This window comes from Streptomyces sp. NPDC058964, from assembly GCF_042741275.1.
Classification (GTDB): Bacteria; Actinomycetota; Actinomycetes; order Streptomycetales; family Streptomycetaceae; genus Streptomyces.
In genome coordinates this window covers 1-1902 of sequence record NZ_JBHYKH010000891.1, presented here as the reverse complement: position 1 = coordinate 1902, position 1902 = coordinate 1, and the positions used below count along the sequence as shown (strand labels likewise).

1 protein-coding gene and 1 pseudogene are annotated in these 1902 nt (G+C 65.0%); both read right to left on the bottom strand.

Going from position 1 to position 1902, the window contains the following annotated elements:
- Positions 1-136: 136 nt before the first annotated feature.
- Entirely contained in the window at positions 137-1384 is a 1248-nt protein-coding gene (locus tag ACFW2E_RS46075; protein ID WP_384477947.1) for a PTS transporter subunit EIIC, read from the bottom strand.
- A 238-nt stretch (positions 1385-1622) separates the two neighbouring features.
- Positions 1623-1902: pseudogene (locus tag ACFW2E_RS46070) on the bottom strand (hypothetical protein); the annotation flags it as partial.

Below are 1902 nucleotides of genomic sequence, written 5' to 3'. Positions count from 1 at the left end.
AACCTCCTCGGCCCCTGAGGCCGCCGATCCTTCCGGATCTCGAAGTCCATCGCACCCCTTGAACTGGGGTGTTGCGACGACCACTAGAACGGAAGACCTGGTCGGTTCCGGGGCCTTCGTCATGTCGTACGGGGACTCAGGCCGCCGCGAGTTCCTCGGTCTCCTCCTCGGGCTCGCGGCCCGGGGTGGGGAGGTTCCACTTGGTGATGGCGAAGCGGAAGACGGTGTAGTAGATCGCGGCGAAGACCAGGCCGATCGGGATGATCAGCCAGGGCTTGGTCGCCAGGCTCCAGTTCATCGCGTAGTCGATGGCACCCGCGGAGAAGGTGAAGCCCGCATGGACCCCGAGCGCCCAGGTGATCGCCATGGACAGCGCGGTCAGGACCGCGTGGATCGCGTAGAGCACCGGCGCGATGAACATGAACGAGAACTCGATCGGCTCGGTCACACCGGTCACGAAGGAGGTCAGCGCGAGCGAGACCATCATGCCCAGCACGGCCTTGCGGCGCTCGGGGCGGGCGCAGTGCGCGATGGCGAGCGCGGCGGCGGGCAGGCCGAACATCATGATGGGGAAGAAGCCCGACATGAACTGGCCCGCGGTCGGGTCGCCGGCGAAGAAGCGGTTGAGGTCACCGTGGACCACCTGGCCGCCCGAGTTCTTGAAGTCGCCGATCTGGAACCAGGAGACGGTGTTCACGAACTGGTGCATGCCGACCGGGATCAGCCCGCGGTTGATGAGGCCGAACAGACCGGCACCGAAGGCGCCGAGGCCCGTGATCCACTCGCCGAAGTTGGAGATGCCCTCACCGATCGGCTTCCAGATCAGACCGAAGAAGACGCCCATGGCGGTGCCGACGAAGGCCATGATGATCGGCACCAGTCGGCGGCCGTTGAAGAAGCCGAGCCAGTCGACCAGCTTCTTGCGGTGGTAGCGCTGCCACAGCACCGCGGCCAGCAGACCCATCAGGATGCCGCCGAGGACACCGGGGTTGTTGTAGGTCGCGGCTATGTCCGCGCCCTTCTGGACCTTCGCCTCGGTGACCGGGAACGCCTTCAGGACGTTGCTGTAGACGAGGAAGCCGACGAGAGCGGCGAGGGCGGTGGAGCCGTCCGACTTCTTCGCGAAGCCGATCGCGACACCGATGCAGAACAGCATCGGCAGGTTGTCGAAGATCGCGCCGCCGGCCGTGGCGAACACCGCCGTGAGCTTGTCGGGAAGGTTCAGCTTGTCATGCACGTCCGGCTGGCCCAGCCGGAGCAGGATGCCCGCCGCCGGAAGAACGGCGATCGGCAGCTGCAGGCTGCGCCCTACCTTCTGCAGGCCCTGAAAGAGACCGGAGCCCCGCTTCTTTGCGGGGGCCGCCGTTGCGGTGGCGGTGCTCATACTTCCTCCATCGGGTGGTGGTATACACCACTCAGTGGTGTAGACCTGTTGTAGCACGATGAAGGCGGCGTAAGGAACCCGTGATTCCGCTACCGGAGCGCTACGCGCAGTACCCGGCCGGGACCCCCTGGCCGGACCTCGCGAAGGCGTCGCGACGGCGTGCCGACGGCCCCCGGACCAAGGGTCCGGGGGCCTTCGCAAGACCACCCCCAAAGGGTACGCGAGGGGTGTGTGAGGTCTACACCTTCGTGACGTCCTCAACCTCGTCCTCCGGTTCCCGCCCCGGCGTCTTCAGATCGAACTTCGTGATCGCGAACCGGAAGATCACGTAGTACACGACCGCGAAGCACAGACCGATCGGAATGATCAGCCACGGCTTCGTCGCCAGGTTCCAGTTGATGACGTAGTCGATCAGCCCCGCCGAGAAACTGAACCCGTCCCGGTCTCTTAAAAACAACTCCGATCCCAAGAGAAATGGAACAATCTCGGTTTGGGTGGGGGGGGGGTTTTTAGTGTGG

Excerpts from the sequence above, each read along its gene's own strand:
- ACFW2E_RS46075 (WP_384477947.1), bottom strand. The coding sequence starts at position 1,384 with ATGAGCACCGCCACCGCAACGGCGGCCCCCGCAAAGAAGCGGGGCTCC.